23 protein-coding genes and 1 pseudogene are annotated in these 25,752 nt (G+C 59.7%); 8 read left to right on the top strand and 16 right to left on the bottom strand.

Annotation, left to right across the window (positions count from 1 at the left end; all coding sequences use genetic code 11):
• Positions 1-160: 160 nt before the first annotated feature.
• Positions 161-1,069 (bottom strand): LysR family transcriptional regulator, encoded by a 909-nt coding sequence (locus tag GPJ75_RS12135; protein WP_163268430.1) that lies wholly within the window; start codon positions 1,067-1,069, stop codon positions 161-163.
• Positions 1,070-1,311: 242 nt separating this feature from the next.
• On the opposite strand from GPJ75_RS12135, the gene GPJ75_RS12130 reads away from it, so the two are divergent.
• Positions 1,312-1,746: a DoxX family protein gene (locus GPJ75_RS12130; protein WP_163268428.1), complete on the top strand. Its 435-nt coding sequence runs from the start codon at positions 1,312-1,314 to the stop codon at positions 1,744-1,746.
• A gap of 83 nt (positions 1,747-1,829) precedes the next feature.
• On the opposite strand, the gene GPJ75_RS12125 is transcribed toward GPJ75_RS12130, so the two are convergent.
• From GPJ75_RS12125 to GPJ75_RS12100, 6 genes are all read right to left on the bottom strand, one after another.
• On the bottom strand, positions 1,830-2,768 hold the full coding sequence (locus tag GPJ75_RS12125; protein WP_163268426.1) for a PDR/VanB family oxidoreductase: 939 nt from the start codon (positions 2,766-2,768) through the stop codon (positions 1,830-1,832).
• A gap of 3 nt (positions 2,769-2,771) precedes the next feature.
• Entirely contained in the window at positions 2,772-3,275 is a 504-nt protein-coding gene (locus tag GPJ75_RS12120) for an MOSC domain-containing protein (RefSeq protein WP_163268424.1), read from the bottom strand.
• On the bottom strand, positions 3,275-3,889 hold the full coding sequence (locus GPJ75_RS12115) for a glutathione S-transferase family protein (protein ID WP_205602513.1): 615 nt from the start codon (positions 3,887-3,889) through the stop codon (positions 3,275-3,277). The genes GPJ75_RS12120 and GPJ75_RS12115 overlap by 1 nt, the downstream gene beginning before the upstream one ends.
• A gap of 9 nt (positions 3,890-3,898) precedes the next feature.
• On the bottom strand, positions 3,899-5,566 hold the full coding sequence (locus tag GPJ75_RS12110) for a TRAP transporter large permease (protein WP_205602512.1): 1,668 nt from the start codon (positions 5,564-5,566) through the stop codon (positions 3,899-3,901).
• Positions 5,567-5,635: 69 nt separating this feature from the next.
• Positions 5,636-6,157, bottom strand: a complete 522-nt coding sequence (locus GPJ75_RS12105; protein WP_163268419.1) for a TRAP transporter small permease subunit — start codon at positions 6,155-6,157, stop codon at positions 5,636-5,638.
• A 9-nt stretch (positions 6,158-6,166) separates the two neighbouring features.
• Entirely contained in the window at positions 6,167-7,243 is a 1,077-nt protein-coding gene (locus GPJ75_RS12100) for a TRAP transporter substrate-binding protein (RefSeq protein ID WP_163268417.1), read from the bottom strand.
• A 154-nt stretch (positions 7,244-7,397) separates the two neighbouring features.
• On the opposite strand from GPJ75_RS12100, the gene GPJ75_RS12095 reads away from it, so the two are divergent.
• Entirely contained in the window at positions 7,398-7,991 is a 594-nt protein-coding gene (locus GPJ75_RS12095; protein WP_163268415.1) for a helix-turn-helix transcriptional regulator, read from the top strand.
• 334 nt (positions 7,992-8,325) lie between these two features.
• Here the strand turns inward: GPJ75_RS12095 and GPJ75_RS12090 are convergent, their stop codons facing one another.
• The 8 genes from GPJ75_RS12090 to GPJ75_RS12055 form a co-directional block, all read right to left on the bottom strand.
• On the bottom strand, positions 8,326-9,255 hold the full coding sequence (locus GPJ75_RS12090; RefSeq protein WP_163268413.1) for a LysR family transcriptional regulator: 930 nt from the start codon (positions 9,253-9,255) through the stop codon (positions 8,326-8,328).
• Between the two features lie 463 nt (positions 9,256-9,718).
• Complete coding sequence (locus tag GPJ75_RS12085; protein ID WP_163268411.1) at positions 9,719-11,341, bottom strand: GMC family oxidoreductase; 1,623 nt, start codon at positions 11,339-11,341, stop codon at positions 9,719-9,721.
• A 134-nt stretch (positions 11,342-11,475) separates the two neighbouring features.
• The gene (locus GPJ75_RS12080; RefSeq protein WP_163268409.1) at positions 11,476-12,378 is read right to left on the bottom strand and encodes a dihydrodipicolinate synthase family protein; all 903 of its coding nucleotides are present in this window, start codon (positions 12,376-12,378) and stop codon (positions 11,476-11,478) included.
• Between the two features lie 18 nt (positions 12,379-12,396).
• Positions 12,397-14,019 (bottom strand): ABC transporter ATP-binding protein, encoded by a 1,623-nt coding sequence (locus GPJ75_RS12075; protein ID WP_163268407.1) that lies wholly within the window; start codon positions 14,017-14,019, stop codon positions 12,397-12,399.
• Positions 14,016-14,951, bottom strand: coding sequence for an ABC transporter permease (locus GPJ75_RS12070; RefSeq protein ID WP_163268405.1), 936 nt, complete (start codon positions 14,949-14,951; stop codon positions 14,016-14,018). The genes GPJ75_RS12075 and GPJ75_RS12070 overlap by 4 nt, the downstream gene beginning before the upstream one ends.
• Positions 14,948-15,889 (bottom strand): ABC transporter permease, encoded by a 942-nt coding sequence (locus GPJ75_RS12065; RefSeq protein ID WP_163268403.1) that lies wholly within the window; start codon positions 15,887-15,889, stop codon positions 14,948-14,950. The genes GPJ75_RS12070 and GPJ75_RS12065 overlap by 4 nt, the downstream gene beginning before the upstream one ends.
• 56 nt (positions 15,890-15,945) lie before the next feature.
• The gene (locus GPJ75_RS12060; RefSeq protein ID WP_163268401.1) at positions 15,946-17,562 is read right to left on the bottom strand and encodes an ABC transporter substrate-binding protein; all 1,617 of its coding nucleotides are present in this window, start codon (positions 17,560-17,562) and stop codon (positions 15,946-15,948) included.
• 135 nt (positions 17,563-17,697) lie between these two features.
• Entirely contained in the window at positions 17,698-18,357 is a 660-nt protein-coding gene (locus tag GPJ75_RS12055) for an FMN-binding negative transcriptional regulator (protein WP_163268399.1), read from the bottom strand.
• Between the two features lie 412 nt (positions 18,358-18,769).
• Between GPJ75_RS12055 and GPJ75_RS12050 the strand changes: the two genes are divergently transcribed.
• From GPJ75_RS12050 to pdxR, 6 genes and pseudogenes are all read left to right on the top strand, one after another.
• On the top strand, positions 18,770-19,093 hold the full coding sequence (locus GPJ75_RS12050) for a 2Fe-2S iron-sulfur cluster-binding protein (protein WP_163268699.1): 324 nt from the start codon (positions 18,770-18,772) through the stop codon (positions 19,091-19,093).
• A 70-nt stretch (positions 19,094-19,163) separates the two neighbouring features.
• A complete protein-coding gene (locus tag GPJ75_RS12045) occupies positions 19,164-20,684 on the top strand; it encodes an amidase (protein WP_163268397.1) in 1,521 nt (506 codons plus the stop codon).
• Positions 20,681-21,895 (top strand): NAD(P)/FAD-dependent oxidoreductase, encoded by a 1,215-nt coding sequence (locus GPJ75_RS12040; RefSeq protein ID WP_163268395.1) that lies wholly within the window; start codon positions 20,681-20,683, stop codon positions 21,893-21,895. Before GPJ75_RS12045 ends, GPJ75_RS12040 begins: the two co-directional genes overlap by 4 nt.
• Before the next feature lie 55 nt (positions 21,896-21,950).
• A complete protein-coding gene (locus GPJ75_RS12035) occupies positions 21,951-22,679 on the top strand; it encodes a flavin reductase family protein (protein ID WP_163268393.1) in 729 nt (242 codons plus the stop codon).
• Between the two features lie 156 nt (positions 22,680-22,835).
• Positions 22,836-22,958: pseudogene (locus GPJ75_RS27345) on the top strand (YggS family pyridoxal phosphate-dependent enzyme); the annotation flags it as partial.
• Positions 22,959-23,152: 194 nt separating this feature from the next.
• The gene (pdxR, locus tag GPJ75_RS12025) at positions 23,153-24,688 is read left to right on the top strand and encodes a MocR-like pyridoxine biosynthesis transcription factor PdxR (protein ID WP_163268391.1); all 1,536 of its coding nucleotides are present in this window, start codon (positions 23,153-23,155) and stop codon (positions 24,686-24,688) included.
• Positions 24,689-25,478: 790 nt separating this feature from the next.
• Here the strand turns inward: pdxR and GPJ75_RS12020 are convergent.
• The gene (locus tag GPJ75_RS12020; RefSeq protein WP_163268389.1) at positions 25,479-25,748 is read right to left on the bottom strand and encodes a DUF2274 domain-containing protein; all 270 of its coding nucleotides are present in this window, start codon (positions 25,746-25,748) and stop codon (positions 25,479-25,481) included.
• Positions 25,749-25,752 lie beyond the last annotated feature (4 nt).

The following is a 25,752-nucleotide window of genomic DNA, read 5'->3' as shown; positions in this document are numbered from 1 at the left end:
CGCCAAATTTCAGAGAGGACGACGGCCAGTGCCGTAACCGTTGGGATTTGCCTTTCCAGACACGAGCCCCAGCATGCCGGTAAACGAAATTGAGATGGTCTTTACTTGAAGGTCGGATCGCGGCCTGATGGGGCTGAGGCAAACAGCCTGTCTCCGCTGCTCAAGGTTTACCGGCCAACTCCCATTGAACGACACATTCCTTCACCAGCCACAATCCGGCTGGGCCGAGCGCCCTTTCCTTCCTGTAGGCAATGACCAGTGGGAACGATGGCATCCAATCCGATCCTTCCCAACTTTCCGGTTCAAGCTCGACGAGCCGCCCGGTCGAAAGGTCGTTCTCCACACGGGAGCGGGGCATTGAACCCCAGCCGACACCAGCAAGGATGAGGTCGTATTTGGTCTGGAGATCGTTGACGCGCCATCTGTTGGCGGCGAGGACGCCATAGTCCCGCCCGCTGTCCAAATGGGGTGCGGGGCTGATGACCAATTGCGTGTGGTCCCGCAGCCGTACAGCGCTGAGTGGTCCCTTGATCCGGCCGAGCATGTGTGTGGGGGCGGCGACGGGAACCAGATCGATCCGTCCGCACACGCGGCGCTCGAACTCCTCTGGCTGACGCTCGGCGAGCAATGCGAGATCAACCGTTCCATCACGCAGAGCCTTCGCCGCGGCATCGAAAGTTTCGATCAGAAGACGGATTTCGACAAAGGGGAATTCCGCATTGAACGCGCTCAGGACACGGCTGAGCAAATCGGGCGGTGCATAGCTGACGACAGCGAGAGTAAGTTCTGCCTCCAACCCCTTTGAAATCCCCTGGGCCTGGTGTCGCCAGTCCGCAACGTCGTCAAGGATGCGTCGTGCCCGCGGCAGAAGCGCCTTTCCCGCCTCGGTAAGCGTCGGGCGATAGGCAGAGCGGTCGAAGAGGGGGAGCCCGCTCTGCTCCTCCAGTTTCTGAATGGTGTAGGTGATCGCCGACTGCGCTCTGCTCATACGCCGCGCAGCCGCAGCAAAACTGCCCTCCTCAACCGTAGAGACGAATACCAGGAACTGGTCAAGAGTCAGCGCATCCATAGCAATTCCAAGAGATTGATCGGTTCCGTGGGCACAAAAGCCTCAACAAGCGACGACAACTATATCAGTTTTCTTGAACGAGATAAGCGAAATTATATCGCTTTCTTTGGCCGTTTCCGTTCGTAAGATCAACAGGAAGCCACCTGATCGATGGCATGCGGCGTCCTACCGGGCATCCGAAGGCGCCCCCTGGCTGCGCATACCAACAGGTGCTTGTTCACGACCTCTTCTGGAGAGATCAGATGTCACACAGCTCAACTCTTCTTTCAGCACCGCGTTCTGCAAAATCTCTGCAGATAGGGCTTTGGATCGCTCAAGTGCTTATCTTTATCGCCTTTACCGCATTCGGCTACATGAAGTTCTTCATGCCGATCGATCAGTTGGCGGCCATGTGGGTCTGGCCCGGAGACGTCCCGCCCTGGTCCCTGCGACTGATGGGTCTTATCGATATTGCAGGCGGCATCGGCATTCTCCTGCCTGCCCTCACCCGCATCCTACCGCGACTGACGGTTCTGGCCGCCTTGGGGTGCGTAGTGCTGCAGATCGCGGCCATTATTTTCCATGCCTCACGCGGTGAACTGTCGGCCCTGCCGCTGAACGCCACCCTGCTCCCCATCTGCCTGTTCATTCTGTGGGGACGCGGAAAAAGGCTCCCATCGCGCCGCGCGGATAAGTAGAAAGACCTGCATGACTACGACCATGATTTTGCGGTGGCCCGGACGAACGGTATCGTCACAATCGGTTACCGCAACCTGCGCTCCTACAAATCCAACGTGATACTGTCGCCCAGGCAGCCGGAAACGCAGGGGGTCAAATGTGACGTCCGGTCGGCAACAGGCATGGCGATGTCGCGGTGATCGGGGGATCCCTCGAGAAATCTGGTGCGGCAATCCAGACAGACCCCCGCCTCGCATGAGGCGGGTATATCCACCCCTGCCGCCCGCAGAGCATCGAGCATGGTCTGACCCGTTGTGACCGGAATGTTCCCGCCGCTGCGAGCGAGTTTGACAACATAGGCCTTTTCAGCGCCCACGCCTGCCGGGCCGAAACGCTCCATATGCAGGCGCTCGCCCAATCCCGCGCCCAAGGACTGCGCCTCGCTGATCATGCGCTCGGGGCCGCACAAGTACACGTGATCCTCGGTCCCAATCCCCGCGATCAGCGCCTGAATATCCAGACGCGCTCCCGTTCCGCTGTAATGCCGGACCAGCTTGCCGCTACGGATCATCGGGGCCAGAAGAGCAGAGAAGGCGTCCGCGCGGGAATCGCGCGCGCAAAGGTGGAGTTCATAGGGCCGGCCCTGGCGCTCCAGCACGGGCACCATCGAAAGGAAGGGAGTCATCCCGATGCCGCCCGCCACCATCACAACTCGTCCTTCAGGCGCCAAAGGCAGGTGGTTGCGCGGGAGGGACAGCAGAAGTCGTTCCCCCTGCCGAAGCTCGTGAACCTGCCGGGAGCCCCCACGGCCTTCATCTTCCCGCAACACGGCTATGCGGTAAAATTTACGCTCCGCGGGATCGTTGCACAGCGAATAGGACCGTACCAGGCCACTGGGCAGATGAACGTTCAGATGCGCACCGGCCGTGAAGGGGGGCAGTTCCCAATCGTCCATATCGGCCAGTTCCAGCATGCGCACCCGATCCGACAACCTCTCGATCTGGCGGATTTCGACGGTGACCCGGTGAATGCTCTTCGTCATCGCTTATTCCGGCCTCACCACGTCGCCAACGCAGACCTCACCGCCGGTCAGGATTCGAGCATGCAGCCCCGATCTGTGCAGCAGGGGCGTGAAGATTTCCTTGCCGGTGATCTGCTCGATATGCCGACAGGGCGTAGAAAGGCGCGTTGCTTCAAGCAGCACCTGTCCGATCCGAAAGCACCTGCCGACGAGGTGATTCAGCGGCACCCCCCGCGTCGTGATGTTGCGCCGGTGGTCTTCGGGGCCCAGCTGTATCTGGTGGTCGCGGGCCAGCGCCTCCAGCGTTTCAGCCTCGAACAGCGTCACTTGCCGGCCTTCCTCAGGTCGGTCGGAGTAGAAGCCGGAGGCCGTGGAATAGCGATCCCCCGTTATCCCGGCGCCGGCGACCAACTCGATGCATGGCATAGACCGCATAGGCAGGAAGGACCGGGGCGCGATGTGAAGAAACTCCACTCGCCCCGTCCAGCTGGTCTGGACGGCCTTTTGATCTGTCACGGCGTGATCCATTAGAGCGCCTCCTGCAAGCCGGGCATCGGATGATAGCCGGGCAGACCGCGGATGCGGTCGATCCAGGCCAGCACGGCCGGATGCTCGTCCAGCGGCAGTTTCCCTTCACGGGCCAATGCGACATAAGGGAACACGGCGATGTCTGCGATCGTCGGACGATCGAGACACAACCAATCGCGGCTGGCAAGCTCGGAGTCCAGAAGTTGCAAGACCTTTCGGCCCAGCGTCTGCGCCCGCGCCAGATCGATGTTCTCATGCGGGTCTAGGAAATGCAGCCGCGACATCTGCGGGCCGTTCGAGCATTCCTTGGCGGCGTAAGACAACCACTCCATGATCTTGCCCAAGCCCTGTGGCGTCTTGTCGACCCATTGGGGCGCGTATTTCATGGCCAAGTACAGAAGGATGGCTTGACTATCCTGGACAACATGATCGCCATCGCAAAGCACCGGGATCTGGCGGAAGGGATTCAGGCGCGCAAACTCGTCGTTGCGGGTCGCGCCATCCAGCACCTTGACCTCGTTCAGTTCAAGAGACAGCCCGTTCATGGCGCAGAACAGCCGGATCTTGTAGCAATTCCCCGACAGGAGAAAGTCGTGCAGGACCAGTTTGGTCATCGTCCTTCCTTACTTGAACAAGTCGTTGAGATTGGTGTTTCCGTTGCTGGCCGGCGAACCGAAATCCCCGCTATTGCCCAAGCCAAAATCGACTTCGCTTTCGGCACCGGGCTCGAAGGTTGCCTGCGGCCGCATGACGGTTTCGGGGTAGCCGGCGATGAACGCGATGACCACAAGGTTGATCGCGATAAACGGGATGGCGCCGTAATAGATCGCCTGGTTCGACATGCTCAGGCGATCGTTCCCCGAGCCATCGGGCGCCACTGAACGCAGATAGAACAGCGCGAAGCCGAAGGGTGGCGTCAGAAAGCTGGTCTGCAGGTTTATCGATACCAGGATCGCGAACCACAGCGGGTCGATCTCCAGCGCGTGGGCGACGGGCAGAAGCAGCGGAACAACGATGAACGCGATCTCGAAGAAGTCGAGGAAGCAGCCCAGCACGAAAATGGCAACCATCGAGAAGAAGATGAACCCCATTCGTCCGCCCGGCAGTTGCGTAAGCAGGCCATGGAGCCATTCATCCCCGCCCAGACCATAGAAGGTCAGGCTGAACATGCGGGCACCGATCAGGATGAAGAATACGAAGACCGTCAGTTTCGCGGTGCTCAGCACGCAGACCTGCAGATCGCCCTTGTTCAACCGTCCTCGCAGCCACACCAGAAGCAATGCGCCGGCCGCGCCTAGGGCACCGCTCTCCGTGGGCGTGGCGATGCCCAGGAATATCGTCCCCAGCACGAGAAAGATGAGGCCCAGTGTCGGCACGACGGAATAGGTCGCCCGGCGCGCGAAATCCGAGGTCAGGCCGGCGTGCGTACCCGCAATCAGGATGCCCGCGTCGCGTGCGCCTGCAGCCCCCTCCACAAGCGCGACCCTGGCGCGCAGGCCGTCGAGCCATGCGGCGGCCAGTGCCGTAAGGCCGCCAGCCGCGCACGACAGGACCAGCCGCGGCGCGTGATCCATCGAAGCAAGCCACACATGGGTGGCAACGCCGCCGGCGACCCCTGCCAGCAGCAACAGGCCGATACCCTTGTAATCCTGCCTGCCGGGGGGATCTTCCGTGGAATGCGGCAGCATGGATGGGAAGAGCAGCGATATCACCAGTATCGCCAGCAGATAGGCGCCGATCATCAGCACGGACGGCATCAGCGCTGCGCGATAGATGTCGCCGACCGGGACCATGACCTGATCGGCCATGACAATAAGAACCAGCGATGGCGGAACGATCTGCGACAGGGTTCCCGCAGCCGATATCGTTCCCGCAGCCAGATGATGGTGATAGCCGCTGCGCATCATGATCGGCAGGGCAATCAATCCCATGGTCATGACCGAAGCCGAGACGACCCCGGTCGTGGCGGCGAGCAGCGCTCCTACGAGTATGACGGCATAGCACAGGCCGCCGCGGATTCTGCCGAACAGCCGCGCCACGACAGAAAGCAGTTCTTCCGCGATTCCCGACTTCTGAAACACCAGTCCCATCAGGGTGAAGAAAGGTATCGCCAGGAGCACATCGTTGCTGATGATGCCGAAGATCCGGTCGGGTTGTGCCTGCAGCAAAGGCCAGGCCAGCGTAATGTCCTCTGGTGCAAGGCCGGAAAGCCATGTCCCGATCGCAAAGAAAGCCAGCCCTGCCGATGCCAAGACGAAGGCCACGGGAAAGCCGGACAGCAGCATCACCATGACCACGACGAACATAATCGGCGCCAAATTCTGCGCAATCAGATGAAGCATGCGAAGCTCCTCTGCCGGTCAGGAGGCATGTTCATGGTCCTTCGCATCCGGGGGCGCCTCCTCACCGAGCAGCAGACGCGCAAGGCAGGCAAGCGATTGGAGTAGCAGCAGTAAGAAGCCCAGGCAGATGATCCCGCGTATCGGCCAGACCAGAAGCCCGCCAGTGTTGATTGAGCTTTCGCCCTGAGCCCAGGAGCGCAGGAAATAGGGAATGCTCAGCCACAACATTGTTCCAGCGAACGGCAAGATCAACAGCGCATGGCCCGCGATCTCGATTGCGCGGCCCAGGCCGGGCGAGAATCGAGATGATATCAGCTCGATCCGGATGTGCCCGTTCACCTGCAGCACCCAGGCCGCGCCCAGCATCACAGCCGTGCCGACCAGATACCACTGCGCCTCAAGCATCGCGTTCGAGCTGAGCGAAAATGCCTTTCGCAGGACCGCATTAACGGCACTCACCAGCACCGAGGCCAGCAGCAGCCATGCCGCTGCCCGCCCCAATGCACGGTTCGCGCGTTCGATCAGGACGACCGAGCGCATCGCCGGCTCTCAGCCGTTCTGCAGGTAGTTTGCTGCGGCGCCGTCGTTGACGGACATCCAGCGCAGTTGATCGTCGAGGAAGGACTTCCAGTGCGCATATATACGCTTGAAGTCCGGGTCCGCCTCCGACTGTTCCGCGAACAACTTGTCGGCGGCGGCGCGCATTGCGCCCTTGATCTCGGGGCTCCACGCGCGCAGCTCGGTGCCTCCGGCAACGAGACGCCGCAAAGCAGCCACGTTCAGACTGTCATAACGCGCCAGCATGTCGCTGTAGGACCAGGCGCATGAGGTCTGTAGCGCAATCTTGTAGGGTTCCGGAAGATCAGCGTATGCGTCCTTGTTGATCATCGTATTGAGCGACGCGCCCAACTCGAGGATCCCGGGGGAATAGTAGTATTTTGCGACCTTGTTCAGCCCGAGCGTTTCGTCGTCAATGGGGCTGGTGAACTCGACCGCATCCAACGTCCCCCGCTCCATGGCGGAATAAAGGTCACCAACGGCTATCTGTTGCGGCACGGCACCAAGCTGCGAGAAGACGAAGCCCACATAGCCAGCCGCCCGGATGCGCAGCCCCTCGAGATCCGAAATCTGCTCGACAGGCTTATGAAACCAGCCGCCCATTTGGGCCCCGGTATTGCCCGCCGGTACGGAGACGATGTTGAAGGCGTCATAGACCTCGGCCAGGAGTTCACGTCCACCTCCGTGATGAAACCATGCAAAATGCTGTCGCGGCGTCATACCAAAGGGGACACCTGCATCGAGTGACAGCGCCGGCTTCTTGCCGACATAGAAAAAGCCCGGAGTAAAGCCCGCCTCCGTGGTGCCGGTCTGCACAGCCTCGAGCACGCCCAGCGGCGGAACGAGTTCGCCAGCCGCATAGGTCTGGATCACGAAGGCGCCATCCGTCAGCTGCTCCACTCGCTCAGCCATTCGGACTGCGCCGCCGTGGATCGTCTGAAGGCTGGAGGGAAAGCTGGACGGCATCCGCCATCTCACCTTCGCTTCAGCCCGCGCCACCGCAGGCGAAAAAAGGGTGGCGGCAGCAGGCAGCGCGGCCGACCCTGCAAGAAAGTTCCGTCTTTTCATGTTCATTCCCCTCTGTTTTTGTTCCCTCGTACCATTGAACAACTAATTGTCCTTAAGGCAACAAAAATTTGCTCTGCCCGGCAATATCCTTGAAAAGATGAAATTTTAGGCAGTAAGTGATGGACTTTTGACCAAATTCTGTAGGACAATGAATATGTCTCTAGACAACAAGGAGGTACAGGTGCAGGACGCTTCGGATCTTCAGCAAATCGGACTCAGGGCGCGCGATCTGCGGCGGCGGAGGGGATTGACGCTGGACATGGTTTCGGCCGCGTCCTCGCTGAGCAAAGCGCATCTGTCGCGATTTGAGCGGGGAGAGAAATCACTCAGCATTGCGGCGCTGCTGCGGTTGACCGAGGCCCTCGATACTACCATGGCGATCCTTCTAGGCGAGGATCAGCCGCAAGACTCTGTCCGCCTCGTGCGACGGGTCGAACGCCGTCAACTGACGGCCGAACTGGAAGATGGAGGCCTGATCATGCAGTCTCTGAATGGGACCTTGTCGGGGCGCCCCAACTATACCGCCTTTGTCGTCAGATGCCCTGAGGGTATCGAGCACAATGCCGAAGCATTCCATTCCGGGTGCGAGCTCATCTATGTGATCGACGGAACTCTCAGGATCAGCCTGCCAGGACGCGATCTTGTCCTTGAGAGAGGAGACTTCATGGAGTTCCCGGGCCACATGAAGCACGTGCTACGAGCGGTCGCTGGGGGCGCTGAATTGCTTCTGCTAGTGCTGCCGGGGTGAATTCTGATGTAGCCAAATGCGGGTACCTTGTGAACAAAACCTTTCAGCACCGCATCTGTGATAGTCGGCTCCCGATCATATCGTATGACTGGCAGACGCGAGTGACTCCGAGAGGCTGCGCAGGTAGCCTGCCGCCAAATTCATAACGCCGGCTAACCTTAATTGGGATAGCTGATATTGTTGAGCCAACTTGCAGCCAGACAAAATGGCATCAACAACCCATTGATTTTCAAAGCATTTCGAAGATGTATATTGGTTGCGGGGCTCGCAAACATCTCAACTTGCTTTTTCACGCGATGGCGTGAAATTGCTTAAATACAAGCGTTATGATTAGTCACCCTTCCCGCCCGTCGGTGGCCGGATGGGCTCTTCTCTCCTCTGCCATGTTCCGGGCGATAGAGATGAGGTGAAGGACGGCGCGTTTGGGGTTCGAGTCGAGCCAGACGGCCTTGACCGGGCAGCGGCTGTTTTTCCCTGTAACCGACCGCCAGATCGTGCCGTTAATCGCGATCTCTCTGGCGAAGCTTTCGCCCACCACTGTGAATCCGTTACCCAGCCGGACCTTGATCAGAACTGTCGCTTGGCCGGCATGACAATGCTCAATAGTGGGCGCAGCAGAATCGGATTTGACACGCTCTAGAAAACATTCGTCGAGCTGCGGACCATTCGCTCCCATCGGTACCAGGAGACGCTCCCCGGCCAACTCTTCCCAAGTCAATGTTTCATCTTTCGCCAGTCGGTGGCCTGCGGGGAGCATAATGGAAAGCCCCTCTTCCCATATCTCCTCGCTACAACAGTGTCGGACGTCACAGCTGCCGCACACGAAGGCGACATCGATATGGCGGCGGCGGATAGCACTCACCTGGTCGTTGCTCACGCCATCACGGATAGCTACTCTGATTTCAGGATGTCGTGCCCGGAACCTTTCGATGAGCCGAAGTAGGAACTCCAGTCCGACAGGCGAGCATAGTCCAATCCGGAGTGTGCCTTCCTTCCTGTTGCGCCGGGCTGTTTCGCGCAATATCTCATCAAGACCATCGTAGAGCCCTCGAATACTTTCCAGCCATCGCTGCCCTTCCTCCGTCAGCCGGACACCATTGTTGCGTCGTTCGAAAATCTGCATATCGAACTGTTGCTCAATGGTGGTGATGTTGCGACTGACAGTGGTTCCCCGTACACCTAGCACCTCCGCTGCCTGCCGCATGCTGCCGTGCTCCAATGTGACGAGAACATACTTTAGGTGGCGTAGGACGTCGATGGCCATGAAACTAACCTGAAACAGCAACTCGGAATCGGTATAAGGATCGCGACGGGTGGGGAGAAAGGTGTCGCATTTCAGATCAGCGCCGTGGGTAACATGCTGACCGCCAAACATATATTGACTATTTTAGATCAACATACTGACTAAAGGCATAGAGGTCAATAAGCGACCCAGCCTTAGCGAACATCCCGCTGGCATTCGGCCCAGGCGGCGCAGCCAGCATCAATCTGACAGCAACTGGACTCAAGATAAAGATCGCGATCGATGGGGAGAAGTTTCAGTTTCTCAGACCAAAGCAGCCCAACACGTTCCGGCCAGCATCTGATGGTTCTCTAACGTTATCATTGTAACCTATTGAAAACGTTCATGGGTATCATATACGGAGTATCTCTCGATGCCGTTAGAATGTCCGTTTCGATCCTGGATTCAGGCATTACAGGCTTGGAATGCTTGAGATACAAACCCGTCAGCCCCACGTGTCCTGAATGACCATTTGTGCTCCTTTCTCGGCAATCATAGCGGTCGGCGTGTTGGTGTTACCGGAAGTTATGGTGGGCATCACAGATGCATCGATAATGCGCAGCCCTTCAACCCCATGGACGCGCAGTCGCTCGTCAACAACGGCCAATGGATCGCTTGCCTGGCCCATTTTGGCGGTGCCGACGGGGTGAAATATCGTCGTACCAATGTCGCCGGCCGCCTTGGCCAACGAGGCGGCGTCGTCGCCAACAGTCGGTCCGGGGAGATATTCCTGCGGCCGGTGGGCTGCGAGGGCCGGCTGTGCCATGAGCTTGCGCGTGACACGTATGGCATCGGCCGCCACCTGCCGGTCCTCGTTGGTCGCCAGATAATTAGGCACGATTTCAGGAGCGTCGCCGGGCGCTTTCGACCTGATCCGCACGCTCCCTCGCGAACTCGGCCGCAGGTTACAGGCAGCGACGGTGATCGCGGGGAAGCGATGCAAGGGATCGCCGAATTTGTCCAGAGACAGGGGCTGGACATGGAACTGAATGTTCGCTCGCTCCTGACGAGCGTCTGAGCGGGTAAATATCCCAAGCTGCGACGGCGCCATAGTCAGGGGGCCGCGTCGCCGGAGCACGTAGTCTGCTCCCATCCAGGCGCGCCGCATGAGCGAATAATATGTCTCATTCAAGGTGCGGATGCCCTCAATCTTGTATATCGCGCGCTGCTGGAGATGATCTTGGAGATTGCGACCAACACCGCTCCTTTCGAGGGCTACCTCGATCCCAAGCGGGGCCAGCCATTCGCCCGGTCCGATCCCGGAGCGATGCAACACTTGCGTCGATCCGATCGAACCGGCGGATAGGATGACCTCGCCTCGGGCGCGTGCCTTTAATGTCTCCCCGTCGCGTGAGAACTGCACACCCACGGCGCGACCATTTTCGATGATCAAGTGATCCACGAGGACACGGGTTTCGAGACGCAGGTTCGGCCGTGACAATACCGGCTTGAGGAACCCGCGCGCCGACGACCAGCGACGACCTCGCTTCTGATTGACGTGGAAATAGCCAACGCCCTCGTTGTCTCCGGTGTTGAAGTCAGAAACCTTTGATATCCCCATTTCCACGGCGGCATCGGCCACCGCGTCAAGGACCTTCCACGAGACTCGCGGCGCTTCAATTCGCCATCCGCCGCCAACACCGTGGTGTTCACTCTCACCGAGAAAATGGTCTTCAAGCCTCTTGAACGCTGGCAGGACGTCGTCCCAACCCCAGCCGTTCAAGCCCAACTGACGCCAGTGGTCGTAGTCGGTCGCCTGACCGCGCATCGAAATCATCGCGTTGATCGCCGACGAGCCGCCAATCACCTTTCCGCGGGGATAGGCCAAGGCCCGGCCGTTGAGGCCTGGCTCCGGCTCCGTCCTGAACATCCAGTCAGCACGCGGATTGCCGATGGCGAACAGATAACCGACCGGGATGTGGAACCATATCCAGTTGTCCCGCCCGCCGGCTTCAAGAAGCAGGACGCGCTTGCGCGGATCCGCCGAAAGCCGATTGGCGACGATACACCCGGCAGTACCCGCGCCCACGACAATGTAGTCGAAATCTCCGTCCAGCCGCCTTGCCACCAAAGTTCTTCCCTCCGACGTCCATCTTGGCGGATCGAAACGAGACCGGCTCGCACTTTCGTCCGCCAGGCGGCATCCGCTTGCGAAGCTTCAGCCTGCCAAAATCAAAGTCAGGATGACATGCTCGCCCGGCATCAGCGCGCGAACTCGGGAGCCAGGTCGCCAAGCGTCTTGACGACCCTTTGTCGAGCCTCTGTCGGCAAAGGCAGGATCGGGCGCGGAGGGTGTGCCCGGCAGATGCCCCGTGCCTCAGCGATCGCGTAGACAACGCGCAGGCTGGAGAAGGTCTTGAAGAGGTCCCATATTGGCTCGAGAGAGACGTTCAGCCGCCTGGCTTCTGCAGCATCGCCCTTTTCTACGGCGCGAACGATCGTGACGCATATCTCGGGAAAGATGCCGCCGAGCACGCTGTACCAGGTGCTTGCACCCGCCAGCAGTCCTTCGACCGAATTCCAGTCACCGCTATATCCCAGTGAGAAGCCTTCAGCCGACGTACTGTTCAGTTCGGCGAGATGCGCCGCGATGGATTCGGCATCGGGAGCGGGACTTTTGATCGCGACAATGCCGGGAATCCGACTCAGCCGACCGACGAGCGCGGGGCTGAAGCGGAAATGCGTCGTGCCGGGATTGTCGTAGATACAGATCGACAGTCCACTGTCGCGGGCGACGGTCTCAAAATGTTCGAAGACCTCATCGTCGTTGAGTGGAGTATAGGACACAGGTGCAAGAAGTCCGGCAGCGGCACCTATGGCCTTTGCATCCTGTGCAAGCCTTACCGCTTCGTCGGTCCGCAACGCGCCAATCCCCACCAGGATCGGCGTCCTTGCGGCGACCGCCTCCACGGCCGTTTCGATCACGCGGCGCCGCTCCGCGCGCGAAAGATACATGTAGGTTCCGGTGCTTCCAAGAAGGCCGATGGAATCGACCTGCGCTGCCATGAGTGGTGAAAGAAGCTGCCGCAAAGCCGGTAGGTCCACAACGCCATCGGCGTTCGATGGTGTGATCGGAAAGGCGGAAAGTCCATTGAGCGTTGTCATCATTTCCTCGGTCGAAGATCACATGGAGGGGGTTCGGGCGAACTCAAATGTCCTGCCTGGGGCGGCCTCGAAAAGAGCCTTGGTATATGGGTGCTGAGGCGCGGCAAAGAGCTCGGCCGTGCGACCCTGCTCGACAACGAGGCCACTCTTCATCACCATGATCCGGTCACAGATTTGCGCGGCGACGCGCAAATCATGCGTTATGAAGAGCAGGGCAAGATTGAACTTCCTGCGGACGTCCTCGAGAAGTTCCAGCACCTGGGTCTGAACGGAAACATCGAGCGCTGAGACGGCCTCGTCGGCAATCAGGATTTCCGGCCGCATGGCTAAAGCGCGTGCGATACAGATGCGCTGGCGCTGCCCTCCGGAAAACTGATGCGGATAGCGGTCGAGAGCGTCCGGCGACAGGCCGACGAGACTCATCAGCTCGCGCGCCATCGCGTACGCCTCTTTGTGCGGTGTGCCGAAGTTCACCGGGCCCTCAATGATCGAGGCCCCAACGGACCGGCGCGGGTTGAGCGATCGGTAAGGGTCCTGGAAGACAATCTGACAGCGTCGGCGGTGAGGCCGCAGCTCCCGCTCGCTCATGGTGGCAACGTCCAAATCTCCGACCCTGATCGAGCCGGAGGTTGGGTCGACCAGTCGTGCGATGCAACGCGCCACCGTCGACTTGCCAGATCCGGATTCACCGACGATCCCCAGCGTCTCACCGCCGCGGACCTTTAGATCGACCTCGGAGGCTGCGCGGACTTCTCCGGTCTTCCTAAAGAACCCGCCCGTGCCGTATATCTTCGACAACTTGGCCGTCTCGAGCATGATCGGAGCCGCGTTTTCCTCGCGCGACGGTGGATCAAGGGTCGGCACCGCGTCGATCAGCATGCGCGTATAGGAGTGCTGGGGCCGCTTCAGCACCGCCTCGGTCGTCCCCATTTCCACCACTTGCCCTTTCTCCATCACAACCACTCGGTCGGCGATATCCGCCACCACGCCGAAATCGTGGGTAATGAAGAGCACACCCGTCCCTCGCCGTTCCTGCATCTCAGATATGAGCCTGAGGATCTGTGCCTGAGTGGTCACGTCGAGCGCGGTGGTCGGCTCGTCGGCAATGAGCAGCACAGGGTCCAGGACCAGCGCTTGAGCGATCATCACACGCTGGCGTTGACCTCCGGAGAGCTGGTGCGGGTACGCACCATATATCCTCGCCGGGTCAGGCAGATGCACCGCTTCCATGATCGCGAGCACTTTCTCCTTGCGAACTGCAAGCGCGAGATCCGTGTGGATCTGGAGCACCTCGTCGATCTGCTCGCCGCAGGTCAACACGGGATTTAGAGCAGTCATCGGTTCCTGGAAGATCATCGACATGCGCGTCCCGCGCAAAGCGCGCAGCCGACCGGGCGAAGCATTCAGAACGTTCTCGCCCTCAAGGAGAATTTCGCCTCCGGTCGGGGTCAACTGGCCTTTCGGCAACAGGCCCATCACCGAATGGGCCGTCACCGATTTGCCCGATCCAGATTCGCCGACAACGCAGACAATCTCACCGGCATTAACCGAGAATGACACCTTCTCCACGGCGTGGCTGCGATCGCCATTCCTAGGCAGATCTACGGAAAGGTTGCTGATTTGAAGAATCGGCTCGCTCATGCGCGTTTCTCCATCTTAGGATCGAGCGTGTCGCGCAGGCCGTCGCCGAGAATGTTCACGGCGAGGACAGTCACGGCGAGGAAAATGCCCGGAAAAAGGATATTGTGAGGAAACAGCCGGAACAGTTGCCGGCCCTCTGCCATGATGTTGCCCCAGGTCGGGGTCTCTGGGGGGATGCCGATACCGAGGAAGGAGAGGATAGCTTCCACAAGGATTGCCGAAGCGCAGACAAAGGTGCCCTGCACGATGAGAGGTGCAATTGTGTTCGGAAGCACGTGGCGAATCAGCAGCGGCAGAACCGGCGTCCCGACCGTAATAGCCGCTTCGACATAGGGCTCCTCGCGAACCGACAGAACGATCGAGCGCACCAGGCGCACGATACGGGGCACCTCCGGAACCGTGATGGCAATGATAACGGTAGTAATGCCTGCACTCGACAATGAGACAAGCGCGATGGCGAGCAGGATTGCCGGTATCGCCATAAGGCCGTCCATGATGCGCATGATCAGACTGTCGAGCCACCGGAAATATCCTGCGGCCGTGCCGATAATAGTGCCGATCGCCACCGAGACGAGCGCAACGGTGATGCCCACCAGGATCGAAACACGGGCACCATAGAGAACCCGCGTATAGACGTCGCGGCCGAGCGAATCTGTGCCCATCAGATGAACGATTGTCGCACGTGTTCCGTCCTCAAGACGGGCGCTGCTCTCAGCCAGTGGCAGTAGATTGCGAGCCGCCGGATTGATGGCGGTCGGATCGGTGGGGGCGATCACTGGCGCGATCAGCCCTATGAACAGCATGATCAACACTATGGTTGCCCCAAGGAGAACCGACGGGTTCTTCCTCAGCTTGCGCCAGACAGTCGGCCGAGACGCCACGGGCGCGCCAACGATTTCAGCTGGGGGAGCGATCGAAGTTCGGGCGGTCAATGGCGTATCCTCGGGTCAAAGATCGTGTACGAGAGGTCGACGATCAGGTTGATCAGGACATAGACGAGGGAAAAGAGCAGGATGATCGCCTGGATGACGGGAAAGTCGCGGGCAAGCACAGCATCGACCGTGAGGCGTCCAAGACCCGGGATCGAGTACACGCTTTCCGTCACGACGACGCCGCCGATCAGGAGCGCGATGCCGATGCCGACTACGGTAACGATTGGCACAGCTGCGTTCTTGAGCGCGTGCCGGAAGAGCACCTTGGCTTCCGTCTGACCCTTTGCGCGCGCGGTTCGAATATAATCCTCGGACAGCACGTCGAGCATACTGGTGCGCGTCATACGGGCGATCAGAGCGATGTAGATGACCGACAGCGTCACGGCGGGAAGAATCAGGCTTTGGAGCCAAGGGCCGATGCCGCTTGCCAGACGCTGATATCCCTGGACCGGAAACCAGCCGAGGTTGATAGCGAAGACGTATACGAGCACGTAGCCGATTACAAAGACCGGGACCGAAAATCCGAGAACCGAAAAGCCCATGACAACGCGGTCGATCAGGGTTCCCTGCCTGTAAGCGGCGATAGCGCCGAGCGGTACGGCAATCGCGATGGCGAAGACCATCGTGAGCGCCGAGAGCGAGAGTGTTGGTTCGATACGATTAGAAACAAGTTCCCACACCGTTTTCTTGAAGAAGAAACTGTTTCCGAAATCGCCGCTGAGAACGCGACCGAGCCAGGTGAAGAACTGGGTGACAATTGGCTGGTCGAGGCCAAGTTTGGCTCTGATCGCGAGTATTTGCTCAGAAGTAGCGTTGTCGCCGGCGATAATGGCCGCCGGGTCGCTGGGCGTCAGTCGCAGCATCAGGAATACCAACACTGCCACGATCAACATGACGGGTATGGTCGCCGCAAGGCGGCGAAGAATATAGGAAATCATCGGGCGCGACCTTTCAGGAAAGGAGGGTTGGCGGCCGGCTTTGCCGACCGACCGACTTATTCTCCACCATTCCCTTTTTCGATGTTCCAGAACACAGGCGCCGCCGCCGGAATCCATCCTGAAACATTCGACCGGGTGGCCCCAGGCAGGTTGAATTGCCCGAGAACGATATGGGTCGGGCTTTCCGCCTCGCGAAGCTGGACAGCCTCGGCGATGCCTTTCTGCTCCTCAAGCGCATCTGCGCGGACAAAGCGGCGACGCAGTTCCTCCATTTCCGGGTCATTGGGCCAGCCGAAGGCCGCTTTGTCGCCCGACGCGTTGAAGAATGCGCCCATCACGGGATTGAGAACATCGGCAGACGACCAGTATGTCGCCATGGCGTTCCAGCCGCCCTGAGATGGTGGCTCCTTCCGGACACGGCGCGAAAGAACCGTCTGCCAGTCCATCGATTGCATGTCGACCACGAAGCCGCCGCGTTCCAGGAGGGACTTCGCCACCGGTGCGATATTGGTCAGTGCCGGCAGGTCCGTTGAATGCAAGAGAACGACAGGTTCTCCGTCATAGCCAGCGTCGGCCAGCAGTTGCTTGGACTTCGCGAAATTCGACTCGAGCTTGTCCTCCATGCCCGCGATTGTTTCCAACTGCGTCCCGCAGACAAACATGGCCTTGCATACCGTGTAATACTCCGGATTGCCGATCGCCGCTTGGAGGAAGTCCTCTTGGTTCAATGCATAGAGCGCCGCTTGGCGGATCTTCGGGTTGTCAAAGGGTTTTACCGCCTGATTGAAGCGCAGATTGAATTGATAGCCGTACGGATTCCAGTCGACGATTTTGATCGATGGATCGTCCTTGAGCAGCGGGAAGAGATCCGCCCCAGGCTGCTGGATGATGTCGATTTCGCCGTTGAGAAGCGCATTCACTGCCTGTTGCTGATCGGCGATCACGCGCCATTCCACGCGACTGACCTTGGCCACCTTGCCGCCGGTCAGTCCCGATGGAGCCTCGGAGCGAGGCTTGTAGCCTTCGAATTTGGTGTAAACGGCCTTGTCACCGGGACGCCATTCGTCGCTCATGAAGACAAAGGGGCCGGATCCGATGAATTCTGAGATCTGGGTGTTCGGATCCGTCTCAGCGATGCGCTTCGGCATCATGAACGGTACGTTCGATGATGGCTTTCCGAGTGCAAAGATCAGAAGCCCGGTTGGTTCCTTGAGCTTGATCTCGAAGGTCAAGTCATCCTTGGCTTCGATGCTCGTTACGAAGGTCATGACTGTCTGGCCAAGCGCATCGCGCGCTGCCCAGCGTTTGATTGACGGGATGATGTCGGCTGTCGTTACCGGCTGGTTGTCATGCCAGAGCAAGCCGCCACGAAGGGTGAACGTATAGGTGAGCTTGTCCTCGCTGACCGTGTAGCGGTCCACCATCTGAGGCTGAATTTCGCCGTTCGCGTCCATGGCAAACAGCGTGTCGTATATCATGTAGCCATGGTCGCGGACGATATAAGACGTCGTCCAGATCGGATCGACAATTCGAACATCTGCCTGCATGACGACACGGAGCGTGTCTTCATCTTGAGCATTGGCTGATCCTGAAATGGCTGCAAAAGAGAGGATGCCGGCTAGTGCGGCAGCCCCGATCAGGACGGTTCGGCGAGAATAATTCACTGGCTGCATAGCTGGTTCCCCTTTTTTATGACCATGCGTTTGAGCGTATTGCGCGCTTGCGCCTGCAGAGTCCGTCACGCGAGAAGGCTCGCGTCAGGCTCGATGTGTGCGTCGGGTTAGATCCTCCCGTTAGCGGGCAGAGCCTTATTTGCCCGCGGATGCCTTTGCGGCTTCAATTTCAGCCATGTGGACCGCAATCGTCCGATCCATCGGGTCAGCGCTTCCCGCCAATGCTTCGCGAACACCCGCACGATCCTCGGGTACGCGGTTCTGACTGAGCTTGCGCTTGCCCTCCAGTTTCTCGATGCGCAGGACGATCCCGACGATCGCCCGAAACTGGGCTGTGAGATAATCGGCCGGCGCCTGCTCGACAGTCCACGGATCTGCGCGATGGTCCTCGTGCAGCTTCGTCAGCCGCGTTACCGCGTCGCGCAGGCGCGCCGGATCGTCGAACACCTCAACGGAACAGACCGCATGCACGACTTCATAGTTCCAGGTCGGCACGTGTTGATGATGTTCCTGTTTGGTCGGATACCAGGTCGGAGAGACGTAGGCATCGGGCCCCACGAAAATGGCGATTGCCTTGCCAACCGTACCGATCGTCTTCCAGTGACCATTCGCCTTGGCAAAATGGCCCAGGAGCGACCCGTGCGGTCCGTCCGCCTCGTCATAGATCAGCGGGAGATGAGATATTTCCGGCACACCGTCAGGACCATTGGAGACCAGCGTCGTCAGCCGGGTCTTGCGAATGATTTCCGCGATGAGTTTGGGGTCTTCCTCGCGGAAAAGGGGTGGATTGTACATCGAAGGCTCCCATGCGGTCAGAATGGGAAGATCATTCCTCCTGCCCACTTGTTGAGCTAGGTCCAGATTCGCACAGAATTGGATCAGATAGCACGAATACTGGTCCACTGCAGACGTCTGAACCTTGTGGCCAGAGACAGGCCAGCCCGTCGTCCTGTCGGCACACATGCCGGAACACCAGGATTGGCATCACTGCGACCTCCGCGCTCACCGGTCCTGCGTGTAGCGTGCCAATTCTGGTCCTGTGACTTTGCGTCTAACTGGCGCTGCACATAAGGCCAGCGGCAATGCCAAATCAGGGCACGCCGCGCGGCGCATCGAAGCTTTGCTCGTCATGAACGCGGATGGCCGCGAGCAGTCGCAGCAAAGCTTCGATGCGTCGCGCGCATGGACCGAGAAAGGGAGCAACGCCATGCCCACGATCACATTTAAGCTAGGCGACGGGACTGATCGTGCAGTCAAGGCCTCGAATGGCAGCAGCGTAATGATCACTGCGGTGCGAAATGACATCACTGGAATCGTCGCCGAGTGCGGCGGATCGATGGCCTGTGGAACTTGCCATGTCTACATCGATCCCTCCTGGGCAGATCGCCTCCCACCAGCGAGCCCGGAAGAGAATGATGTCCTCGACATGGTTGCCGCCGGGCGCCGGCCTGAGAGCCGGCTGGCATGCCAGATCGTGACGACTGAAGAGGTGGATGGCCTCGTCGTTCACCTTCCCGACCGGCAAATGTGACTCTCGCAGCGATGCGAGCCGTTCATCCCAAACCGGTCCGGCCGTGACTCCCAACTCCAAGAGCTGCCTCATGCCCAGCCCACTCACCCTATCAGCAACCGAGCTTCTTTCTGCATACAGGACAAAGGCGCTTTCGCCGGTCGAAGTCCTGACAGCCTGCTTGGACCGCATCGATCGCTTCGAGCCGAAGGTAAACGCCTTCGTCCTTCAGGACCGCGACGGAGCGCTTAAGGCCGCGGAGGCATCGGAGCGGCGCTGGCTGCGAAGGGAGGCGCTCGGCCCCGGTGACGGTATCCCGGCGACTGTGAAAGATAATATAGCTTGGAGCGGGCACCCAAACCGGCAGGGTTCGCGCCTCACCTCCAAGGAACCGGTCAACTTCGACGCGCCTGCCATCGCCCGCCTGAAGGAGGCCGGCTGCGTCCTTCTCGGCAAGACGACAATGCCCGAGTTCGGCTGGAAGGGCGTTGGTGACAGTCCTCTCACGGGGGTTACCCGAAACCCTTGGCACCTAGAGCGCACCAGTGGCGGCTCATCCTCGGGCGCCGCTGTCGCGGCCGCTCTAGGAATGGGCGTGTTTCACCTCGGCACGGACGCCGCCGGGTCGGTTCGTATTCCGGCCAGCTTCACGGGAGTGGTGGGGCTGAAGCCGTCCTACGGGCGCGTACCGTCGTTTCCGACATCGGTGATGGGTGGCCTGGCGCATATCGGTCCTCTGACCAGGACCGTTACGGATGCCGCGCATCTGCTGTCAATCATCGCGCAGCCGGACAGCCGCGATCCGACCGCGTGGAATGTGCCGGCACCGGACTATCGATGGGGACTGGATGGCGGCATCAAAGGATTGCGTGTGGCCTGGTCGCCCACCCTCGGTTTCGCGACACAGATCGATCCGGATGTGGCGCACGTCACAGCGTATGCAGCCAGAGCCTTTGCCGATCTGGGTGCGATCGTCGATGAGGTCGATCCGGGCCTTGCGGATCCTATCGACATTCTGACGACGCTCTGGACCGCGGGGGCTGCGCTTGCGCTGCGCGCTTATGAGCCCGATTCCTGGTCGCTTTGCGACGCCGGCCTGGTGCAATCCGCCCAACGCGGTGTCAAAGTCAGCGGAGCCGACGTAGTCGAAGCGCTGACGCGCAAGCGCCTCGCGCTCTCGAGCCAGCTCGATGCTCTCTTCTCGAAATACGAACTTCTGCTGACGCCGCAGATGCCGACGGCCGCCATCCCGGTCGGGTCGGACACTCCGCCGCCGGGCTATGCCGGCGTTGAAGACTGGGGTGCGAACTGGACCAATTGGAGTCCGTTTACCTATCCCATCAACATCGCGCAGCTGCCAGCGATTTCCGTGCCCTGTGGCTTCACTCGAGGCGGGCTACCGGTGGGACTTCAGATCGTCGGACCGCTGAGATCCGACGCGCTTGTGCTGCGCGCAGCGCGCGCCTTTGAAGCATTAAACCCAATCACGACGCTCGATACCGCGGCAGCCATTTCGGCGGCAGCCGTCGATTGCAACGAAGCACCGCGTCGGCGCGGAAGCCTTTCGGTTGCGGCTCAAGTTCATGGGGGAGTCGAATGCCAGGAGGATTGATCATCATCGGGGCTTCGCACGCCGGCGTTCAGCTCGCCGCGAAGACCCGGGAGTTGGGATATCAAGAGCCGATCACGCTCATCAACGGCGAACCCGGCCTTCCCTATCAGAAGCCACCGCTCTCCAAGGCGTTTCTGCTTGGGAAGATCGACGAAGGTGATCTCGCCCTTCGCTCCGAGCGGTTTTTCGCGGACGCGGGCATCAACCTCCTGCCCGAGAAACGTTGCGTCGGAATCGACAGGACCGCGAAAACCGTCGCGTTTTCGGACGGGGCACGGCTTCGCTATGAAACTCTTGCCCTCGCGACCGGGGCCCGCGCTCGCACATTGCCCGCAAGTTTCGGCAAGATCCCGTCAGGCGTGCTCAGTCTGCGGACGATCGAGGATGCTCGCTTCGTCCGCACCGCCGTCGCTTCAGCGCGCAGGATCGTCGTTGTCGGCGGCGGGTTTATTGGTCTCGAAGTCGCCTCGGCGCTGACCACGATAGGCTGTCAGGTCGCGCTGGTTGAGTTTCAGCCGCGTCTGCTCGCACGATCCTGCTCACCCGAAGTTGCGGACGCGATCGAGGGCCTTCACCGAAGCGCCGGCATCGAACTGCATCTTCAGGCCGGCCTGGCCGAAATCCATGCCTGCAGTGAACGGCTGGAGCGGGTAACACTGACGAACGGGCTCGAACTGGAGGCCGATATGCTGCTGTTCGGGATTGGTGCAGTGCCCAATATCGAATTGGCGGCGGATGCCGGTCTGCCCTGCGACAACGGCATCCTCGTCGACCAATTTTGCAGGACCGCAGACCCGCATATCCTCGCGGTGGGCGACTGCACGTCTTTCCCGAGCCATCAACTCCGCATCCCGATCCGGCTCGAATGTATCCAGAATGCCCACGACCAGGCGGCAACGGCGGCGGCAACCCTCGTGGGTCGGTCGAGCCCTTATGTTTCTGCCCCATGGTTCTGGTCCGATCAACATGACTGCAAGTTCCAGATGGTGGGGTTCTTGGACCGAGTGGACCGCACCATCAGACGCGACGGCGAGGATGGCGCCTTCTCGTTATGGCACTTCGCGGAAAAAAGGCTACACGCCGTCGAGACCATCAACAGACCCGGCGAACACCTTCTGGCGCGACAGCTCATTGCCAGGGATCGGCTGCCGACACCGGAACAGGTCGCCGATCCCGCTTTCAATCTGCGAATGGTTCTTACGCCTGCGTGAGCCAACCGACCGCTGACAGCAATTGGAATTTCGCCAGAGTTAAAGGATTCAGAATATGTCAGGAAAGCTTCAACTGGACGCTATAAAGGTGGCGCCACCGGATACGGTCACCATCGATCCGGCGATCCTCTATATGGGAACGCCGGTCGTGCTTATTTCGTCATTGAATGAGGATGGAACTCCTAACCTCGCGCCAATGTCATCGGCATGGTGGTTGGGCTGGGGCTGCATGCTTGGTCTGAACCGGAGTTCCAAGACAGTCGAGAATATTCTTCGGACCGGACAATGCGTTCTCAATCTGCCTGCCGAGACGCAAGTGGCCTCCGTGGACCGACTCGCACTCACAACGGGGAGTAACCCGGTCCCCCCGAACAAAGTACCCATTGGCTTTCGATATGTGGCCGACAAATTCCGCCTTGCAGGCTTGACCCCCGTCCCATCCGATCAGGTGATAGTACCGCGCGCTCTGGAGTGTCCTGTGCAGCTGGAGGCCGAGCTTGCGGCCGTTCACGAATTCGGAGTCGACAATCCCAGAATCCGTACCCCGATGAAGGCCATCGAAGTGCGAATTGTCAGGGTCCATGCTGCAGAAAACATTTTGCGGAATGACAACAAGGACCGTATTGATCCAGAGAAATGGCGACCTTTGATCATGAGTTTCCGCGAGTTCTACGGTCTCGGATGCAATTTGCATAATTCTCGCCTGGCCGAATTTCCCGAAGAACTCTTCAAGCCGGTCAAATTCCGGCAGGCGTCCGCCGCAACTGCCGATGCGGATACGTAAGAGTAAACTCCGCCAATCCAGCAAGATTAATAGGTCCTGACCCTAGGGAGCCTACTATGATCTCACAGGCATCTCCGGTTGGACTCTCACACGAAGACATCGAACGCTTCGGTGTTGATCCGCTCGTCACTTTCAAGACCAATCTCGCCACAGTCAATGTCCGGTGATTTCGAGGTGGCGATTGAAGAGGGCGCTGATGTCGTGCGTGTCGGTCAAGCAATCTTCGGAAAGCGCCCCACACCCGACGGCCACTACTGGCCCGGTGTGGTGCGGACCTGAGACTGCTCATGAATACAAATTTTCCCGGCACACCTTGCGACCTCCCTCTCGGTCAAATCATGCAAGAACTTGGCTGATGCTGTGTATCTCCCGACGCAAGCCCGCGCAGTTGGAATCCGCATTGCTTTATCGAAGCTCGTTGGTGGTCTAGTATTGAACTGCCAAGTTAGAGAATGAGGTAGTCCACAAAAAAAATGGCGCGGCGACGGAGCATCGTTACTATTCCCTCATTGAAGTCGCTCGATCGGTCGGCTGGCCATATCGGGCAGCAGTTTGCCCAAGCGCTCCGCGACGCGATCGCAAACGGCGAACTGAAGGCTGGTGAGCGCCTTCCTTCGACCCGTGCCCTATCGACGTCGCTTGGGCTTGCGAGAGGTACAATCGTCGAAGCTTTCGATCAGTTGCACGCAGAAGGATACCTGGAGGCTCGCGCCAGAAGTGGTACGTTTGTAACAAACGTACACGCTGGCGCCGCCGAGATCGCCCGTCCTGAAATTTCGATGCAGCCCGACTCGGTCGAACTCAGTCTGCCCGCAAACGTCGCCCGTCTTTCTGCTGTTGCGCGGATGCTCCGACCCCAGGGCGCGCTACCCTTCGCCATCGCGCACCCGGCAGGAGCGGTCGCCCCCGACGACAAATGGAGGCGCCTCGGGAATCGCGTCCGTGCGACGCGCGCTGCCGCTCCAACGGGATATATCGACCCCGGAGGCCTCCCGGAACTGCGGGGGGCAATTGCCGACTATGTGCGCAAGGCACGCGCCGTGAAATGCGAGCCCGAACAGGTCATCATAACCGCGGGAACCCAGCAGGGTCTCTTTCTCGCCGCAACGGTCTTGCTAACGGCCGGCGATGCGGTTTGGGCGGAGGATCCCGCCTATCCCGGGATCGACGCTGTTCTCGGGAATTTCGACGTTAAAACCTGGAGAATTCCGGTCGATGCCGAAGGGATCGACGTCAAGAAAGGCGTTTCCCGATGTCCGGAGGCGCGCGTCGCCTTCGTAACCCCTTCCCATCAGTATCCTTTGGGTATGCCGATGAGCATGAGACGGCGAACGGCAATCCTCTCCTGGGCCCGACGGAGCAACGCGTGGATCGTCGAGGACGATTACGACAGCGAACTGCGCTATGCAGGCCATCCCTTTCCTTCTCTTCAAGGCCTTGACCCGTCGCGAGTCGTCTATCTCGGGACGATGAGCAAGATGCTGTTTTCATCGATGCGCCTTGGATACGCGATCGTGCCGGAGCCCTTGATTGACGCCTTCGCCGGCGCACGCGCAATGGTGGATCGCCATTCCCCGACGGCGGAGCAGCACGTTCTGGCCCAATACATGCGTGAAGGACTTTTCGAAGCCCACATTCGACGCATCCGAGGCGCGTATGCCGAGCGTCGCGCCGCCTTGATCGCCGCGATAAAGCAAGAATTGCCGTCCTGGGCCACGCTCCAGCCCTGCGACCAGGGCATGCATCTCGTGCTCTGGTTGCCGCTTGGGATGGATGACGTCAAGCTTGCGGATCAGGCCGAGCGGGCGGGATTGGTTGTCCGGCCAATATCACCCATGTATGCGGCCACCCCTGCCCGTGTCGGTCTGATGCTTGGTTTCGGTGGTTTTTCAACCGAACAGCTGCGTGCGGCCGTGCTTCGGCTTCGGGATGTTCTCGATGCGTCGGTGGGCGCTATTCGGACCCCCATTTCTAAGCCCTCGCACCTCGAAGATATCTCGCAGGATTAGACCGTGACACGCGACGGCCGGGTCGCCGCGAAGCCTGACCACGTCGTTCACTGTGCGCAGCGCGCCTACAGAAGACCGCACTCGATCACACGTCAAAAAAGGTCAGAAACTACTTGCACAACGGACGGCAACCACAGGAGAATTGTTCTCCCAGACACGCCAAGGTCGAACGGATTGTGAAGCCTTTGCCGCGAACACATATGATCCGTCTGCGGGCTGACATGTTCAACTCCTGGGCGAGATCGTTGAGATGCCGTCTTGAGGGGGCTCAACAAACAATGGAGCCGTGATTGGGTTTCCAAGTGAAACGGCAGAATTTGCACTGAATTATGAACTGGTCTGGGCTGCGGCGCAGACCCGCTGGATATGCTTGCCGTAAACCTTATCCCGCGATTGGGGGCGCAACGGTCACTACGACGGTTTCAGTGACCCAATCTTATCAGGCGCCGAAACAAAAGACTATTCCGCCAGACACACTAAGACCGAACAGCCGTGAACCTTCCATCGCGGATACGCATGATAGTCTGTCGGCTGGTGCTGAATTTCCTGGCGGGTGCTGACGCTTCTCAGCCAGCCGGAAACCTACCGTGATCCCGGTCTGTCAATCGCCGCCCGCGAGGCGGTCATATCCGAGATTGCCAGCGCAGCGACTTCGCCGACTGCTTCCGGTCCCAGTGCCGCCGCAGCGGCACTCCGCGCGTCTTTAGATCAGACATCCGTCCTGACCGATGGCGAACGGCATTTGCTTACAGAACTTCTCGATCGCATCGCATGTGGCTCGTAGCGACCGTCAATCGCTCCGGATCGTGCCGCTGGCCGGAAGAGACGCACCGCGCTGACGGGCACGACCGGTCTTGGCCTTGCGGCTGCGCCAACCGCGATCCGAGCGAAGAAAGGCTTCCAGCATGTGCGGGATCAACGCTGCGGTCTCCACAGGCTCGTAGAGGCGGCTGTGTTCGGCCGCATACTGGTCGAGTTCTTCCTTGAGTGGTTCCGGCAACGCGATCGTCAGACGCGCCACGCCGACCTTCGGTAGACGGCCGAGTTTCAGTTCCGGCATGTTT

Origin of the sequence: Chelativorans alearensis, from assembly GCF_010993735.1 — a bacterium.
In the GTDB taxonomy this organism is placed as follows: domain Bacteria; phylum Pseudomonadota; class Alphaproteobacteria; order Rhizobiales; family Rhizobiaceae; genus Chelativorans; species Chelativorans alearense.
Note: the sequence above shows the minus strand (reverse complement) of the source record. Positions and strands in the feature narration are given on the sequence as shown.

Coding starts and splice junctions, on each gene's coding strand:
- GPJ75_RS12135 (WP_163268430.1), bottom strand. CDS start 1,069: ATGGATGCGCTGACTCTTGACCAGTTCCTGGTATTCGTCTCTACGGTT.
- GPJ75_RS12130 (WP_163268428.1), top strand. CDS start 1,312: ATGTCACACAGCTCAACTCTTCTTTCAGCACCGCGTTCTGCAAAATCT.
- GPJ75_RS12125 (WP_163268426.1), bottom strand. CDS start 2,768: ATGACGAAGAGCATTCACCGGGTCACCGTCGAAATCCGCCAGATCGAG.
- GPJ75_RS12120 (WP_163268424.1), bottom strand. CDS start 3,275: ATGGATCACGCCGTGACAGATCAAAAGGCCGTCCAGACCAGCTGGACG.
- GPJ75_RS12115 (WP_205602513.1), bottom strand. CDS start 3,889: ATGACCAAACTGGTCCTGCACGACTTTCTCCTGTCGGGGAATTGCTAC.
- GPJ75_RS12110 (WP_205602512.1), bottom strand. CDS start 5,566: ATGGTGATGCTGCTGTCCGGCTTTCCCGTGGCCTTCGTCTTGGCATCG.
- GPJ75_RS12105 (WP_163268419.1), bottom strand. CDS start 6,157: ATGCGCTCGGTCGTCCTGATCGAACGCGCGAACCGTGCATTGGGGCGG.
- GPJ75_RS12100 (WP_163268417.1), bottom strand. CDS start 7,243: ATGAAAAGACGGAACTTTCTTGCAGGGTCGGCCGCGCTGCCTGCTGCC.
- GPJ75_RS12095 (WP_163268415.1), top strand. CDS start 7,398: ATGTCTCTAGACAACAAGGAGGTACAGGTGCAGGACGCTTCGGATCTT.
- GPJ75_RS12090 (WP_163268413.1), bottom strand. CDS start 9,255: ATGGCCATCGACGTCCTACGCCACCTAAAGTATGTTCTCGTCACATTG.
- GPJ75_RS12080 (WP_163268409.1), bottom strand. CDS start 12,378: ATGACAACGCTCAATGGACTTTCCGCCTTTCCGATCACACCATCGAAC.
- GPJ75_RS12075 (WP_163268407.1), bottom strand. CDS start 14,019: ATGAGCGAGCCGATTCTTCAAATCAGCAACCTTTCCGTAGATCTGCCT.
- GPJ75_RS12065 (WP_163268403.1), bottom strand. CDS start 15,889: ATGATTTCCTATATTCTTCGCCGCCTTGCGGCGACCATACCCGTCATG.
- GPJ75_RS12060 (WP_163268401.1), bottom strand. CDS start 17,562: ATGCAGCCAGTGAATTATTCTCGCCGAACCGTCCTGATCGGGGCTGCC.
- GPJ75_RS12055 (WP_163268399.1), bottom strand. CDS start 18,357: ATGTACAATCCACCCCTTTTCCGCGAGGAAGACCCCAAACTCATCGCG.
- GPJ75_RS12050 (WP_163268699.1), top strand. CDS start 18,770: ATGCCCACGATCACATTTAAGCTAGGCGACGGGACTGATCGTGCAGTC.
- GPJ75_RS12045 (WP_163268397.1), top strand. CDS start 19,164: ATGCCCAGCCCACTCACCCTATCAGCAACCGAGCTTCTTTCTGCATAC.
- GPJ75_RS12035 (WP_163268393.1), top strand. CDS start 21,951: ATGTCAGGAAAGCTTCAACTGGACGCTATAAAGGTGGCGCCACCGGAT.
- pdxR (WP_163268391.1), top strand. CDS start 23,153: ATGGCGCGGCGACGGAGCATCGTTACTATTCCCTCATTGAAGTCGCTC.
- GPJ75_RS12020 (WP_163268389.1), bottom strand. CDS start 25,748: ATGCCGGAACTGAAACTCGGCCGTCTACCGAAGGTCGGCGTGGCGCGT.